Source organism: uncultured Roseovarius sp. (genome assembly GCF_947259555.1).
GTDB lineage: Bacteria > Pseudomonadota > Alphaproteobacteria > Rhodobacterales > Rhodobacteraceae > Roseovarius.
Genome location: NZ_CAMYMD010000069.1, coordinates 19,864 through 33,546 on the forward strand (window position 1 = coordinate 19,864; position 13,683 = coordinate 33,546).

The 13,683-nt window shown below is 63.1% G+C and carries 14 protein-coding genes; 5 read left to right on the forward strand and 9 right to left on the reverse strand.

The features are described from left to right. Positions 1-75 precede the first annotated feature (75 nt). Together Q0X85_RS11940 and lpxK are read left to right on the forward strand one after the other, a co-directional pair. Positions 76-1,296: a glycosyltransferase N-terminal domain-containing protein gene (locus tag Q0X85_RS11940; RefSeq protein WP_297772223.1), complete on the forward strand. Its 1,221-nt coding sequence runs from the start codon at positions 76-78 to the stop codon at positions 1,294-1,296. Further along, positions 1,293-2,315 carry a tetraacyldisaccharide 4'-kinase gene (gene lpxK, locus Q0X85_RS11945; RefSeq protein ID WP_297772224.1) on the forward strand — a complete coding sequence of 341 codons (1,023 nt, stop codon included), beginning with the start codon at positions 1,293-1,295 and terminating at the stop codon, positions 2,313-2,315. The genes Q0X85_RS11940 and lpxK overlap by 4 nt, the downstream gene beginning before the upstream one ends. Positions 2,316-2,320: 5 nt before the next feature. Here lpxK and Q0X85_RS11950 read toward each other — a convergent pair whose 3' ends face one another. The 7 genes from Q0X85_RS11950 to Q0X85_RS11980 form a co-directional block, all read right to left on the reverse strand. Then, positions 2,321-3,634, reverse strand: coding sequence for a pitrilysin family protein (locus tag Q0X85_RS11950; RefSeq protein WP_297772225.1), 1,314 nt, complete (start codon positions 3,632-3,634; stop codon positions 2,321-2,323). Beyond that, complete coding sequence (locus Q0X85_RS11955) at positions 3,631-4,974, reverse strand: pitrilysin family protein (protein WP_297772226.1); 1,344 nt, start codon at positions 4,972-4,974, stop codon at positions 3,631-3,633. The genes Q0X85_RS11950 and Q0X85_RS11955 overlap by 4 nt, the downstream gene beginning before the upstream one ends. Before the next feature lie 73 nt (positions 4,975-5,047). After that, positions 5,048-5,566: a DUF3035 domain-containing protein gene (locus Q0X85_RS11960; RefSeq protein WP_297772227.1), complete on the reverse strand. Its 519-nt coding sequence runs from the start codon at positions 5,564-5,566 to the stop codon at positions 5,048-5,050. 51 nt (positions 5,567-5,617) lie between these two features. Then, entirely contained in the window at positions 5,618-6,088 is a 471-nt protein-coding gene (gene lspA / locus Q0X85_RS11965) for a signal peptidase II (RefSeq protein ID WP_297772228.1), read from the reverse strand. An 8-nt stretch (positions 6,089-6,096) separates the two neighbouring features. Further along, positions 6,097-7,686: a bifunctional phosphoribosylaminoimidazolecarboxamide formyltransferase/IMP cyclohydrolase gene (gene purH, locus Q0X85_RS11970; RefSeq protein ID WP_297772230.1), complete on the reverse strand. Its 1,590-nt coding sequence runs from the start codon at positions 7,684-7,686 to the stop codon at positions 6,097-6,099. 25 nt (positions 7,687-7,711) lie between these two features. Further along, positions 7,712-9,454: a heparinase II/III family protein gene (locus Q0X85_RS11975; protein ID WP_297772231.1), complete on the reverse strand. Its 1,743-nt coding sequence runs from the start codon at positions 9,452-9,454 to the stop codon at positions 7,712-7,714. Between the two features lie 125 nt (positions 9,455-9,579). Next, positions 9,580-10,851, reverse strand: a complete 1,272-nt coding sequence (locus Q0X85_RS11980; RefSeq protein WP_297772232.1) for a transcription antitermination factor NusB — start codon at positions 10,849-10,851, stop codon at positions 9,580-9,582. Between the two features lie 68 nt (positions 10,852-10,919). Between Q0X85_RS11980 and Q0X85_RS11985 the strand changes: the two genes are divergently transcribed. Further along, a complete protein-coding gene (locus Q0X85_RS11985) occupies positions 10,920-11,111 on the forward strand; it encodes a DUF1674 domain-containing protein (RefSeq protein ID WP_297772233.1) in 192 nt (63 codons plus the stop codon). A gap of 8 nt (positions 11,112-11,119) precedes the next feature. On the opposite strand, the gene Q0X85_RS11990 is transcribed toward Q0X85_RS11985, so the two are convergent. Next, a complete protein-coding gene (locus Q0X85_RS11990; protein ID WP_297772234.1) occupies positions 11,120-11,473 on the reverse strand; it encodes a dihydrodipicolinate reductase in 354 nt (117 codons plus the stop codon). A 59-nt stretch (positions 11,474-11,532) separates the two neighbouring features. Continuing rightward, positions 11,533-12,351 (reverse strand): 4-hydroxy-tetrahydrodipicolinate reductase, encoded by an 819-nt coding sequence (gene dapB, locus Q0X85_RS11995; RefSeq protein ID WP_297772235.1) that lies wholly within the window; start codon positions 12,349-12,351, stop codon positions 11,533-11,535. A 164-nt stretch (positions 12,352-12,515) separates the two neighbouring features. Between dapB and rbfA the strand changes: the two genes are divergently transcribed. Both rbfA and Q0X85_RS12005 read left to right on the forward strand, forming a co-directional pair. Continuing rightward, positions 12,516-12,911, forward strand: coding sequence for a 30S ribosome-binding factor RbfA (gene rbfA, locus Q0X85_RS12000; RefSeq protein WP_297772236.1), 396 nt, complete (start codon positions 12,516-12,518; stop codon positions 12,909-12,911). Then, a complete protein-coding gene (locus tag Q0X85_RS12005) occupies positions 12,898-13,656 on the forward strand; it encodes a phosphodiester glycosidase family protein (protein WP_297772237.1) in 759 nt (252 codons plus the stop codon). The genes rbfA and Q0X85_RS12005 overlap by 14 nt, the downstream gene beginning before the upstream one ends. Positions 13,657-13,683: the final 27 nt, after the last annotated feature.

The following is a 13,683-nucleotide window of genomic DNA, read 5'->3' on the forward strand; positions in this document are numbered from 1 at the left end:
GCGAGGGGATCACCGCGCTGGACGACGATCACGTCGTCTTCAGACACGCCCAGGCACCTGCCGGTTGAACGGTCGATGAGCCGCTCTCTCAGTCTTGCGGCGTATCTCGCGTATACCCGGCGCGCGGGGCGTCCCGGTCCTGACCCGGCGCAAGAGCGCCCCGACGGGACGTTGATATGGGTCCATGCCGTAGACGCCGGGCGCGCCGATACTCTTGTGCATTTGGCGGATCGGCTCGTCGGACAGCGTCCGGGTTTGTGCGTGCTGCTGACCACCAAGGGAGAGATCCCGGCGCGGATCAAATCCAAGGGGCCTGTGCTTTGGCAATCCGTGCCCGATGACAACGTCCCGGCAGCCGAAAGTTTCTTGTCGCACTGGCGGCCTGATATCTGTCTCTGGACCGGGGGAGACTTGCGCCCGGCGCTACTGACATGTGCGGCGCGACAGAACATACCACTCTATTTTGTCGATGCCGATGAAGAGCGGCTTGAACGCCCTGTTTGGCGGTGGTTTCCGGATATACCACGCGCCGTTTTCTCTCTTTTCTCCGAGATCCTGACCCGCACCGAGAGTGCCGCACGGCTGGTGCGCCGATTTGGCGCGCCCGAGAGTATCGTTTCGGTCACGGGCGCCTTTCAGGAAGGGGCAATGACCTTGCCTTTCAACGCAGCCGAACGCGACGAGATGGCGGAGCTGTTGCGCAGTCGCCCGCTCTGGCTCGCTGCGATGATACGCCTGGATGAGCTGGAGATCGTTCTGGAGAGCCACCGGGAGGTCAGTCGGCTGGCGCATCGAAGTCTTCTTATCCTGGTGCCTGACGATCTGGAGGATACGGACGCGATCAAAGCCGTTCTCGATGCGCAGGATTGGCGCACGGCGATCTGGTCGGAAGGGGGATTGCCGGGCGAGACCACACAGATCATCCTTGCCGATACCCGAGGCGAGATGGGGCTCTGGTATCGCCTTGCACCCGTTACGTTCATGGGGTCCTCGCTGGTTTCGGGACAGCACGGGCGTGACCCGAACGAGCCCGCTGCGCATGGATCGGCCATTCTCTATGGGCCGAATGTGGGGCGTTATCTCAATCGGTACTCCAACTATGCAGAGGCCGGGGCGGCGCGGATCGTGCGCGATGCCGAAACCCTGACCGCCGCCGTTCAACGGTTGATCGCCCCGGATCAGGCTGCGGCGATGGCGCATGCGGCGTGGGATGTCGCCTCGCGCGGGGCGGCGGTGACGGATCGCATACTCGACATGCTGCTTGACCGGCTTGATCGGCTGGAAGCCGAGAAATGAGACCCCCGGAGCACTGGTTCACCGCGCCTGACCGTCCCGGTCTGATAGCCCGGTTCCTTGCGCCCGTTGGCGCGCTCTACGCAAAGATAACGGCCTGGCGCCTCAGGTCGAGGTGCGGCTGGCGCGCGCCTATACCGGTAATCTGTGTTGGCAATATAAACGCGGGCGGCACCGGCAAGACGCCTACAGTGCTGGCCGTGGTCACGTATCTGCAACGGATGGGTCTGGAGCCGGTAATCCTGTCGCGGGGGCATGGCGGGGCATTGCGCGGACCGGTAGAGGTCGATCCGCGGGTGCACAGCGCATCGGATGTCGGGGATGAGCCGTTGCTTGCTGCGGCCTTCGCCACCACATGGGTCGCGCGGGACCGGGGCGAAGGTGCGCGGGTATTGCTCGGACAGGTGCGCGAGGGCCTGCCCCCGTTTGATTGCATCGTGATGGATGACGGCTTTCAGAACCCTGACCTGAAACAGGATATCTCTATTGTCGTTGTTGATGCGGTGCGTGGGTTTGGCAATGGCCTGTGTATCCCCGCAGGCCCCCTGCGTGAACCTGTAAATGTCGGTCTGGAGCGCGCCGATCTGCTGCTTTCGATCGGACCGCGCGGCGCTCAGCAGTCGTTTGCTGATACCTGGGCTGCGCGTCTCACCCTGCCGCATATGCGCGGTGAGGTGCAGCCGCTCCAGACCGGTATGGATTGGGCTGGCGCACGGGTGCTGGCGTTTGCCGGGATCGGCCACCCGGGCAAGTTCTTTGCCACACTGCGGGGGCTCGGTGCCGAGGTGGTGCGTGGTGAGGCGCTCGATGACCATCAGCGCTTTACCCAAGCATTGCTCTCGCGACTGGAACGCGAGGCACTTATGCGCGGGGCACAACTGGTGACGACGGAAAAAGATGCTGTGCGCCTGCCGGTCGAGTTTCGCCGAAAGGTGTTGACCGTGCCTGTCCGCCTTGAGATCGCAGATATTTCGCCCCTCGATACGGCCTTGCGGCGCGTCGGCTTGTTGCGCAAAAGCTGAGCGCGTCAGTTCACCGTGCTGTCCAGCCCTTCGGGTTGTCCCACCACGACAAAGGTCAGCGCCTCAGGATCCAGCAATTCTTTGGCAACACGATTGATCTGCTCTTGGGTCACGGCATTTACCTTGTCGTTGCGGTTGACAATGTAATCCGTCGGTAGACCCTCCATCTGCATACCCACGGCGATGTCGGCAATCGGGCCATTCCCTTCGAATTGCAGGGGATAAGCGCCGGTCAGATAGGTCTTGGCGTCCTGTAACTCCTGACTGGTTACACCGTCTGTGCGGATACGCTCCCATTCAGAGCGGATGACGGCGATGGCTTCGGCAATTCTGTCATTGGCGGATGCGACCGACCCTTTCCAGAGTTGCGCGGCATCCTTGTCCGACAGGTACGAATACACGCCGTAGGTCAGCCCCCGCTTTTCTCGCACTTCGGTCATCAACCTGCTCTCGAAACCGCCGCCACCCAGAATGTGGTTCAGGATGTAGGCGGCAAAGAAATCGGGGTGATCGCGGTCGATGCCTGGCTGTGCGAAGGCGGCAATGGATTGTGGCGTGGCAAAATCCACGACCTCGACTCCGCCGGGCAAGTTCGGATCGGCGGGCCCGGGCAACGGTGCGCCGGTCGCGGGCAAGTCGCCAAGCAATTCATCGAGAAGCGTGGCCAGCTCGGCCTCGGTGATGTCGCCCACGGCACTGATGTAGAGCCGGTCACGGGCAAGGGCCGCCGCATGGGCTGCCACGATATCCTCGCGGGTCAGACCTTCAACGGACTCAAGTGTGCCATCCAGCGAGGTGGCGTATGGGTGTTCGCCATAAACCAGACGGTCAAACGCCTTGCCTAACAGATCCCGTGGGTCGGTTTGGGATGAACGGATCATGGATGTGACCTGAGAGCGCACTCGGTCAATCGCGTCCGGGTCAAAGCGCGGTTGCACGAGGCTCTTGCGCAGAAGGTCCATCGCCGCGTCCCGATTCTCGGAGAGGAAACGTGCCGACACGCTCACGCGATCATCATTGACCGAGTACCTGAAATCAGCCGCCAGCGCCTCGGTCTGGCGGGCAAATGCCTGGGCGTCCATGTCGCCTGCACCTTCTTCGAGAAGGCCAACCATGAGATTGGTCGCGCCGCGCTTTCCCGCAGGATCAAGCGAGCCACCGCCGCGAAACCGTAGTTCGAGTGCGACGAAGGGAATCGAGTGATCCTCGACCAGCCACGCCTCCAGCCCGCCGGGTGTGGTCATCTCCTGAACGCTTACATCGGCTCGCGCAGGCAGGGCAGCAAAGACGAGGAAGAGACTGAGAAGGATGCGAATCATTGAGTGACCTCCGGGGCCATGAGCCAGCCCGTCACGGAGTGCGTACGGTCAAGAACCTCGCGTGCGGCGGCCATGATTTGATCGGCTGTGGTGGCTTGCAGGATGTCGGGCCAGGCCTGCACGTCCTCGACGGTCAAGCCTTGGGTGAGTGCGCGGCCATATCGATTGGCCAGCCCGCTGGCATCGTCACGGGCATAAATTTCCGAGGCGCGGGCCTGCATCTTGATCCGCTCCAGCTGTTCGCTGTCGATGCCGGTCTCGAGGAAACCGGTGAGCACGTCATCCATCGCCGTCTCGGCCTGCTCTAATGTGACGCCGGGGGCGGGCACGATATAGAGATTGAAGGTCGTGTCATCGAGTGAGAGGCCGGAATACGAGGCTCCGACTTGGACGGCGGTCTGGTTTTCGAATTGCAGCTTTTCCGCAAGCACCGATGTTTGCCCACCGCCCAGAATGTCAGCCAAGAGTGAAAGGGCGGCTGCCTCCTGCTGCGCGCCACTGTCGCGTTCTGGCGCAAGGTAGGAGCGCGTGACATAGGGTTGCGACACGCGCGCATCGCGCAGGGTCAGCCTGCGTTCAGCCAGCTGCGGTGGTTCTTGCGGGCGCGCACGCGCGGGCAGGTCGGGATTGGCAGGGATCTTGCCATAGTAGGTTTGCGCCAGATCGCGTACTGTGTCGGGCATGACATCGCCTGCGACGATCAGGATTGCATTGTTGGGGGCATAGTATTCACCGTAGAATTCGAGCGCCGCGTCAAGGTCGAGCGCCTCCATCTCGTGGCGCCAGCCGATGATCGGCACGCCATAGCGGTGATTGAGATACTGCGTGGCGCTTTTCTGCTCGCGAAACAGAGCGCCGGGGCTGTTCTCGACGCGCTGGTTGCGTTCCTCGATTATCACGTCACGCTCGGTGGCGATATCTGCCTCATCCAATTGCAGATTGGTCATCCGGTCGGCTTCCATCCGCATGACCAATTCCAACCGATCGGCGGCGATGCGTTGGAAATAGGCGGTATAATCGTAGCTCGTAAAGGCATTGTCCGAGCCACCATTTCGCGCGACGGTGGAAGAGAATTCGCCCGGCTCCATCGTCTTGGTGCCTTTGAACAGAAGGTGTTCCAGAAAGTGCGCAACGCCGGAGACGCCCGGTCGTTCATCCGCTGATCCCGCGCGATACCAGAGCATCTGGGTCACCACAGGGGCGCGGTGGTCTTCGATGACCACGACATCGAGGCCATTGTCGAGCGTGAACGTCGTGACCTGATCCGAGGTCGACGCAAGGGTTGCGGGTGCGATAAGCGTGGTTAGCACCAGCGAAAGACAGGCGAGGTAGGCGCGCATTGGCAGGTCTCCGGTCGGTGTCGTATATCTGGTGTTATAGATACGCCTTGGCCGCGCCGTTTCAACCGCCTGTCTATCGCGTGGGCGGCGGCGGGCTTGCGGGGGTGAGCACGCCGCGATTGCGCAGCCTGCGCTCTTCGCGATGGGCGTCGAGCCAGTGTCGGCGATAGGCTTGGGTATAGTCGTCGCCCGGGAGAAACCGGAGCACGTCGACCCGGCCGTGCTGGCGGCGCAGTTCCTTGTCTTCGGCGGCTAGGGTTTGGCGGATGCCCGATGTCTCGCCATAGCGATTGACGTGATTGACGATCGCCGCGTTTCCGGCACCTTGGGTCGCCGTCCTGCTCCCGCCAAGCGCCGCGATGCCGTCGCCGAGAGGATTTTGATCCGTAAGGTTCGCGCCGCCTGGGTTGGGGGCCGGCAACCTAGCGAAATCTTCGGGTGTTTGCAAAGGCTTGCCGGGTATGATCGAGAATTCATCTGGGCCATTGCCGCTCTGCCGGATACGGGTCAGGGTCACATCGTCACGACCGCCGCAACCGGCCAGAACGGTCGCCACCAGAAGGCCTAGAATTGTCTTGCGCGGCATCGCCATCGCCACTCTCCTGTAACTTGCCAAGTGCCTTACCGCATTCAGGGACCAAGGTCACGAGGGCTTTTTGCCAGACGGTAGCAGAACCATGCCGAAGGCACCCACGAATACTGCGATGTCGGCAATGTTGAACGCATAGGGGTTGTTGATCCCACAGCAAGACATGTTCAGAAAATCTGCAACCGCCCCATAGATCAGCCTGTCGATCACATTTCCGAGCGCACCGCCGACGAGCAACCCGGCAGCGAATCGGTGCCATCGTCCGGCGGGATCGGTGTGCACCCACCACAAGACCGCCCCGGAAATCACCAGGGCCACTCCGATCAGCACCCACCGGGTTAACCGATCGTCGCCCGCGAGAATGCCAAAATTGATGCCGTAATTCCAGGCCATACGCAGGTTGATGAAAGGCGGCCACACATCGATCGCGCCAAGAGTGCGCAGGTCCATCAGGTGAACCACGATGTATTTCGAGGCCTGATCCAGCAGGAAGACCCAAAAAGCTGTCCAGAATACAGTGCGCATACGCTCGCTCAGTGCCGGAAATGACGCATGCCGGTGAGCACCATCGCCAGACCTGCCGCATCCGCCGCCGCGATCACATCGTCGTCGCGCATCGAGCCACCGGGATGGATGACGGCCGTGGCCCCCGCCTCGGCCGCTGTCATGAGACCATCGGCAAAGGGAAAGAACGCATCCGATGCCACCACGCTACCTTGGGTCAGCGGTGAACTGAGCCCCAGAGTTTCGGCCATGTCCTGCGATTTGCGCGCTGCGATCCGGCAACTGTCGACGCGGCTCATCTGGCCCGCGCCCACGCCCACCGTGGCGCCGTCCTTGACATAGACGATGGCGTTGGACTTGACGTGTTTTGCGACCTTCCAGGCAAACAGCATGTCCGACATCTCGCGATCTGTCGGCGCTCGCTTGGTCACGACCCGCAGGTCATCTGCGCCGATTCGCCCGGTATCCTTGTCCTGCACCAGATAGCCGCCCGCCACCTGTTTGATCATGCGCCCAGCCGATGCCGGATCGGCAAGACCCTCGGTCAAGAGAAGCCGCAGGTTTTTCTTCTTGGCAAAAATACCCAATGCGTCATCATCTGCCCCGGGCGCGATCACCACTTCGGTGAAGATCCCGGCGATCTCTTCAGCCGTGGCCCCGTCAAGCGGCTGGTTGAGCGCGATGATGCCCCCGAATGCACTGGTGCGGTCGCAGTCGAAGGCCTGCCTGTAGGCCTCTACAAGGCTTGCCGCGCGCGCCACGCCGCAGGGGTTGGCGTGCTTGATGATCGCGCAGGCAGCGCCGTCTTCGGGCGCGAATTCACTGACCAGTTCAAACGCTGCATCGGTGTCGTTGATGTTGTTATAGCTCAGTTCCTTGCCCTGCACCTGCCGCGCGGTGGCGACGCCGGGCCGGTCCGAGCCATCGGTGTAGAAGGCCGCCGCCTGATGCGGGTTCTCGCCATAACGCAAGGTCTGCGCGAGCGTGCCCGCCACCGCCCTGCGGCGCGGTGTCGCCTCGCCGATGGCCTCTGCCAGCCATGTGCTCACTGCCGCGTCATAGGCCGCCGTGCGCGCATAGGCTGTCTGCGCCAGCTTGCGGCGAAATTTCGGGCAGGTGCCGCCGCCATGCTGATCCATATCGGCCAGCACGTTGCCGTAATCCTCGACATCGACCACCACGGTGACATGCGCATGGTTCTTGGCCGCCGCGCGGATCATCGCCGGGCCACCTATATCGATATTCTCAACACAGTCGTCATAGTCGCCGCCGCGCGCCACGGTTTCTTCGAACGGGTAGAGATTGACCACCAGCAGATCTATCGGCCCAATTCCATGCGCCTCCATCGCCGCCACGTGATCGGCGTTGTCGCGCAGGGCAAGCAGACCGCCATGCACCATCGGGTGCAGCGTCTTGACACGCCCGTCCATCATCTCGGGAAACCCTGTCACATCGGCCACGTCGCGAACGCTGAGCCCCGCCTCGCGCAGCGCCTTGGCGGTCCCGCCGGTCGACAGAAGCTCCACCCCCCGTTCGGCCAAGGCACGACCCAGATCAATGAGCCCGGTTTTGTCGGATACAGAGAGAAGGGCGCGGGTGATAGGCGCGTGTTCGGTCATGTCGGGCGGTCCTGCCTTGATCGTTTCATTCATCGGCCGCCGGGTCGAGCGCATCCTCCGTGACATCTCGGATGCCAACCGGGGTGTCCTGCGCCTTGGCCAGTGACCATCTTAGATGTGTCGCATACGCCATTGCGCGTCCGGATAGAACGATCTGTTGTGTCGCACGCGGTTTGAGGCGCGTTTTTTCAAGATACACACTCGGTTGCAAGGACAAAGCGGCGTGGCCGTCGTTGCGGAACACCCATATCTCGCCGCTTCGGAGCGCCAGCGATACGGCCGTTCCGCCCATGTCGATCGAGGCATCGACTTCGGGATGCAGATGAAACCGAACGTCATAAGGAATGCCATGCAGTCGGGTTTCGTCCAGAGCACGGTCGAATCGGCGTTTGTCCGCATCCTCGATGGCAAGCAGCATCTCTTCTCCCGCAAGGCCGCGCCCGTCGGAAGACAGATCGAGCCGGCGCACGTGGGTCAGGCCATGGCTGCGCAGATAGCCATCATGCGCGCCGTCGAAACGCAGCCCATCCGGAGCCTTGGATTGACTGATCGTAACATTTCGAGGCGCGTCGCTCAGCCAGTCGGAATGGCGTTTGTCGTTGCTGAGCCGCGCGCTCGATCCGCTCGCCAGCACCAGCGCGGAATGCGAGGGCGTGGCGCGCCCGGCGCGCCGCCAGTCCGGCCCGAAGCTGTGACCCGATCCGCAATTGACGATCAGGGGGCGACGGCCCGATGTCAGCTCAAACGCGAGGGTGGAGGCATGGGCCCCCGCCGAGGACGGACCGGTCGGCGGCGGGGCGGCGTCGACGATTACACTTGTGCGACCGGCACCCAAACGCGCAAATCCCATGGCAAGGCCATCGTCGATCTGGGTTTTGACCCCGCTCGTGGCAAGGGCACCGTCAAGCCGTCCTTCGAGGCCACGGCCCCCGCCATGGAACCGTGCCAGCCCGCCGTCGGCGTGTCTCAGGCTGCGCAGGGTCGGCGCGATCCGCTCGATCGCGCGCCACAGCGCGTCATCGGTGGTCTGGCCCTGTTCGCTCAGTGACAGCGCCACCCATGTCAGCAGCGTGAACACGTCCAGAAGCTCTTCGGGGTTGCGGGTCGAAAGCCCGCCTGTGGCGTCAATCTGTCCGTCGCATTCTCGCGCGAGTGCCGCGAGCGCCGGGGCGACATGAGCCCGCATGCCTTCCAGTGACAGACCCGCATAGATGAGCCCGGTCAGTGCCTCGAAACGCGGCAGGCCGGGATAGGCGGCCTTCCAGCGTCCCGACAAAAACCGGGTCTGACGAGCCAGAGACCGATAGATCGGCGCGGAGGAGTCCGAAGGTTGTCCCCTGAGCAGAAAGAGGGCGTGGCTGATCCAGCGAATCAATCGTCGCCCGGTCAGATCGGGGGTCCATCCCGGACCTGCTCCATTTCCGAACCGGGTGATCCACTCCCAGAGCCAGGCCTGCGCGCGCTCACGTGCCGCTGCATCGCCAGCGGCGGCCAGATCGTCAAGCCAGCCAAACCCGTGCAATTCCGCCGCGAAGGCCGCATCGGGCGGCTTAATATCCCAGATCGATACGCCGGGCGCCTGCACCAGATGCCCTGCAAAGACAAAGTTCCCGGCGCAGAGCTGACGCCCGCGTGCCAGATAGCCGATGCTGCGCGGCTCTGGCTGTGACAGGAAGGCGGTTGCAGGACGACTGAGGCCGGCGCGTCGCGCGGCCAATCGATTCATTGCACGCGACCAGCGCGTTGACAGGGTCTGGGATGTCGACATGTGCCGTGCCTCGGGACGCTTCTTGCGGCGTTGATAGAGGCAGTATAGCCAGCCCTTTGCCGCAAGTCACCGCTTGATTGAAGATCGTGCAGGCTGACGCGTCCGACATGGCCTACGGCTGGAGGCTAGGGTTTGCGAAGGCAGACGATATAAAATCCGTCCATGCCTCCGATTTCCGGCCAGTAATCGGGCCTGAGCCGCAAGCCGCCTTCTTCCGTGATCCAGCCGGGATCGATGCCTGGGCGGTCAAGCGCGGCGGGGTCGGTTTTCAGACCGGCGTGACGGGCCAAGGCCTCTTCGCTCTGGCACTCGCCCTCGTCGGGCAAGAGCGAGCAGGTGCAAAAGACCAGCCGCCCGCCGGGTTTGAGCAGCGTAAGCGCATGATCCAGCAAGGCCGCCTGCATGTCGATCAGCGCGCCGAAATCCGAGCCGTCCTTGGCATGCGGCAGATCCGGGTGTCGGCGGATGGTCCCGGTGGCAGAGCAGGGTGCATCGAGCAGGATTGCGTCATAGGGGCCGTCCGCATACTCGAACGCGTCACCGACGACGCAGGTGGCGTGCAGGCCGGTGCGCGCGAGGTTTTCGGTCACGCGGGCCATGCGACGCTCTGATATGTCGAGCGCGGTGACATCGGCCCCTGCCGCCGCCAGTTGAAGCGTCTTGCCGCCCGGGGCTGCGCAAATGTCGAGGATGCGCTCACCGGGCTTCGGGGCCAGCACACTGACAGGCAGAGCGGCGGCGGCGTCCTGCACCCACCATGCGCCCTCTGAGTATCCGGGCAGGGTCGAAACCTGCCCGGCATTCGAGAGCCGGAGCGAGCCTGTGGGCAGGCGGTCTGCCCCGAGTTTGCCGGTCCAGCCATCCAGGTCGGAGCGCACAGTTATATCAAGAGGGGCTCCGGCGAAATGCGCGCGCTCCATTGCGGTCACGGCGCCCTTGCCCCACGCCTCGACAAGCGGTTGTCGGAGCCAATCCGGCAGGCCGGGCTGGCGCAAGTCATTCCAGCTGCGCGGTGCCTCTTCTGCCATGCGACGCAGGACAGCGTTGACCAGCCCCTTGAGATTGCCGTGACGCGGGCTTTGGCCGATTATGCGGACCGCCTCGTTTACGACACCATGCGAGTCGCCGCCATGCGCCAGTTCCACCGTGGCGACGCGCAAAATATTGAATACCCGCAGCGGAGGCGGCTTGCGAAGATGGCGCGACAAGAGCCGGTCCGCGCGTGCCAAGCCGCGCAACGTATCCGAGGCGAGGCGTTGAGCGCGGGCGCGGTCGGGGGCGGTCAGCAGATCAAGAGCTCCGCCCGCGATCAGGTCTGACATGAGCCTGCCATCGCCCAGAACCCGGTCCAGCAGATGAACCGCGGCTGCGCGGGCAGATGGTGGGTGCTTTTTCATGGGGCTATCCTTGGCGACGGCATGGCTGCGCGGTATATCAGGGGGGTATCAACAAGGAAAGCCCGGCCATGAGCAACCAAGACATCGACACGCCGCGCGACCTGCCGCCTGCCGCTCAACGTGCGCTGGCTGAGGCCGAAGAGAGACGTAAAGCGCTTGATGAGGCGGAATTGCCCAAGGAATTGGGCGGGCGACGCGACGGGCTGGAACCGGTGCGTTACGGGGATTGGGAGAAAAAAGGGCTGGCCATCGACTTCTGACCCACGCCTCAGCGCAGGTTCAAGTCGGCGTAACGCCCGGCGCCCTGGTCCGAGATGAAGCGCATTGTGCTGCCTTGAACCCGCACGGCTTGGCAGTTGGGGCCGAGATCAGTGCTGCCCCAATAGAGATCGCGGCAGAAATAATCGCCGTTCCAGCGCCATGCGCCGGTGACATCCCGCCCGAATGCCCTGCCTTTGATCTGGCCATCGCGCGTCACATTGATCGTGATGCCAAATCGGGTCAGATCACGGCCCTCTATCAGTGATACGAAGCGCTCGCGCTCTGTGACCGTTGCAAAACCCTCGGCCAATGCGGGGCTGGCCACGCCAAGCGCGATCAAGATTACAAGGACTGCACGCATATCTGTCACCACTCACGTTAAAAGATATGAGCGGAATACGCATGGGCGGTCGATCTGGATCAGTTTGCGGACAGGCCCAGGACATCCAGCATGTCATAGCTGCCGGGTTTGCGCCCTTGGCCCCAAAGCGCTGCCTTGAGCGCCCCACGCGCGAAAACCGCCCGGTCAGTGGCGATGTGGCGCAATACGACCCGCTCGCCCGTGGCCGCAAAGACCACGTCATGCTCGCCGACGATATCGCCGCCGCGAATGGCCGAAAAGCCGATATGCCCACGTTCACGCTTGCCGGTGATGCCGTCGCGCGCCCGGTCGCTCACGTGGTCGAGCGACACGCCTCGCCCCTCTGCCGCCGCCTCACCCAGCATCAACGCGGTGCCAGATGGCGCGTCGACCTTTTGGTTGTGATGGGCCTCGACGATCTCGATGTCGAAATCCTCGTCCAATGCCTCGGCCACGCGCTTGGTCAACTGGGTCAAAAGGTTTACCCCGAGGCTCATGTTGCCGGCCCGGATGATGACCGCGTGACGGGCTGCCGCCTCCAGTTTCTTGAGGTCCGCCGCCTCGAAACCGGTGGTGCCGATCACATGGACAACCCGTGCCTGCGCCGTCAGGGTGGCGAATTCGACGGTTGCGGCAGGTGCGGTAAAGTCGATCACCGCATGCGCAGTTGCAATCGCCTCAAGCGGGTCATCCGAGACGATCACGCCCAGTTCTCCCCCGCCCATTGCCGTTCCCACATCCTGCCCGATCCAGGGGTGGCCGGGCCGTTCGAGCGCCCCGACGAGGCGCGCACGCGGGCTCTCGCCGAGGGCCTGGATCAGCATCCGGCCCATCCGGCCCGAGGCCCCGGTGATCACGATTCCCGGCTGATCGGTCATGGCATCCAGTCCTTTGTCACGGTTGATGGCCTGCATAGCGTGGGCCGCGCAGTGCGGCAAGGGTGGCACGGTCGGCCCGTTTCGCCGATCGGGAATTGTGTCAAGATGAACTGCTGGCAATTTCCCCGCTTGGAAATGCGCGTCCGAGCGATTAGATGCGGGGCATGGCAAAGAACAAGTTTCATGACGGGCCGGGCCCTTCTCAACGTCAGCTGCGCGTGGGCGAGCTGATCCGTCGCACCCTGTCCGATGTGCTGATGCGCGGTGATATTCACGATCCGGAGCTGAATCGGTTGTCGGTGACGGTCGGCGAGGTGCGCACATCACCCGACCTAAAGATCGCGACCGCCTACGTGATGCCCTTGGGCGGCGAGGGTCAAGAGGACCTGATCGCACTTCTCGCACGCAACAAGCACGAGTTGCGCCGCATCATCGGCAAGAAAGTAGAGTTGAAATACGCCCCCGATCTGCGGTTTCGACTGGATGAGACATTCGATCAGATGGACGAGACCCGCCGTCTCTTCGCGCAGGAAACGGTGCGTCGGGATGTGGAAAACTAGGCTCTTTCTGGCGGTGGTCGGGGGGCTCGCAGCCGCCGGTGCGGGCGCGGTCGAATGCAGCGATCAGCAATTCGAGGGTCTGGCCTACGCGGTCTGCGAGGTCGATACGACGCGCGCTGATCTGCGGCTTTTCCTCCAAGAGCCGGAGAGCGGCATGCCACTTGGCAGCTTTGGTGCCGTCGACCGCCTCCTGAAGTCCGAGGGCAAGACGCTCGGGTTTGCGATGAATGCCGGAATGTACCACTCCGACCGCAGCCCCGTGGGGCTATATGTCGAGGATGGCAAGCAGGTGGCGGGGCTGGTGACCAGCGACGGGCCGGGCAATTTTGGCCTGCTGCCCAATGGTGTGTTCTGCATCCGCGAGGGTCGTGCCGATGTGATCGAAGCCCTGCGATTCGCGCGAACCCGCCCGGCATGCCGTCACGCAAGCCAATCAGGGCCGATGCTGGTAATAGATGGCGCGCTCCACCCTCGGTTTCTCACAGACAGCGACAGCCGCTATATCCGCAACGGGGTCGGCACATCGGCGGATGGATCGCGGGCATGGTTCGTCATCTCCGAGAGGCGGGTGAATTTTCATACATTCGGGCGGTTTTTCCGGGACCATCTGGCGGTGCCACAGGCGCTCTATTTCGACGGCAAGATTTCGCGGCTTTATGCGCCTGCGCTCGACCGGTTCGACATCGGCTTTCCGATGGGGCCTATGGTGGGAGTGGCGATTGACGCGGACGCGTCAGTGGACTAGGCCCTGCCGCCTCAGGCAATCATCAAA

Coding starts and splice junctions, on each gene's coding strand:
- Q0X85_RS12005 (WP_297772237.1), top strand. CDS start 12,898: ATGTGGAAAACTAGGCTCTTTCTGGCGGTGGTCGGGGGGCTCGCAGCC.
- dapB (WP_297772235.1), bottom strand. CDS start 12,351: ATGACCGATCAGCCGGGAATCGTGATCACCGGGGCCTCGGGCCGGATG.
- Q0X85_RS11990 (WP_297772234.1), bottom strand. CDS start 11,473: ATGCGTGCAGTCCTTGTAATCTTGATCGCGCTTGGCGTGGCCAGCCCC.
- Q0X85_RS11975 (WP_297772231.1), bottom strand. CDS start 9,454: ATGTCGACATCCCAGACCCTGTCAACGCGCTGGTCGCGTGCAATGAAT.
- Q0X85_RS11980 (WP_297772232.1), bottom strand. CDS start 10,851: ATGAAAAAGCACCCACCATCTGCCCGCGCAGCCGCGGTTCATCTGCTG.
- Q0X85_RS11950 (WP_297772225.1), bottom strand. CDS start 3,634: ATGATTCGCATCCTTCTCAGTCTCTTCCTCGTCTTTGCTGCCCTGCCT.
- purH (WP_297772230.1), bottom strand. CDS start 7,686: ATGACCGAACACGCGCCTATCACCCGCGCCCTTCTCTCTGTATCCGAC.
- Q0X85_RS11960 (WP_297772227.1), bottom strand. CDS start 5,566: ATGGCGATGCCGCGCAAGACAATTCTAGGCCTTCTGGTGGCGACCGTT.
- lspA (WP_297772228.1), bottom strand. CDS start 6,088: ATGCGCACTGTATTCTGGACAGCTTTTTGGGTCTTCCTGCTGGATCAG.
- Q0X85_RS11940 (WP_297772223.1), top strand. CDS start 76: ATGAGCCGCTCTCTCAGTCTTGCGGCGTATCTCGCGTATACCCGGCGC.
- Q0X85_RS11985 (WP_297772233.1), top strand. CDS start 10,920: ATGAGCAACCAAGACATCGACACGCCGCGCGACCTGCCGCCTGCCGCT.
- Q0X85_RS11955 (WP_297772226.1), bottom strand. CDS start 4,974: ATGCGCGCCTACCTCGCCTGTCTTTCGCTGGTGCTAACCACGCTTATC.
- lpxK (WP_297772224.1), top strand. CDS start 1,293: ATGAGACCCCCGGAGCACTGGTTCACCGCGCCTGACCGTCCCGGTCTG.
- rbfA (WP_297772236.1), top strand. CDS start 12,516: ATGGCAAAGAACAAGTTTCATGACGGGCCGGGCCCTTCTCAACGTCAG.